Here is a 234-nt window from a genome sequence, read left to right as displayed (position 1 = left end):
CGAAGCCCTGCCGCGCGGCAAAGACGACCAGACCCACCTCGACCTCGAAGGCCAGAGCCATGTGATCGTGGTGAGTAACCAGACGTTTTTACAGGACGGGCGGCAGTTCGAGTACACCGAGTCGCGGCATACGTTGGATAAGTTTTATTTTTCGGATATTGCGCGGCGTTGAGCATAGGTCGGGAAGATCATTGCACTGTGGTGCTCTTCGCCAGTCCTGCTGCCCAGGCAGAG

The 234-nt window shown here is 57.3% G+C and carries 1 protein-coding gene; it reads left to right on the top strand.

The window, feature by feature from the left end; all coding sequences use genetic code 11:
• The coding region (locus tag SB765_RS33930; protein ID WP_410933075.1) for a UTRA domain-containing protein at positions 1 to 172 on the top strand (172 nt) is incomplete at its 5' end.
• Positions 173 to 234 lie beyond the last annotated feature (62 nt).

It is taken from the genome of Pseudomonas sp. SIMBA_067, assembly GCF_046534675.1.
Taxonomy (GTDB): domain Bacteria; phylum Pseudomonadota; class Gammaproteobacteria; order Pseudomonadales; family Pseudomonadaceae; genus Aquipseudomonas; species Aquipseudomonas putida.
Note: the sequence above shows the minus strand (reverse complement) of the source record. Positions and strands in the feature narration are given on the sequence as shown.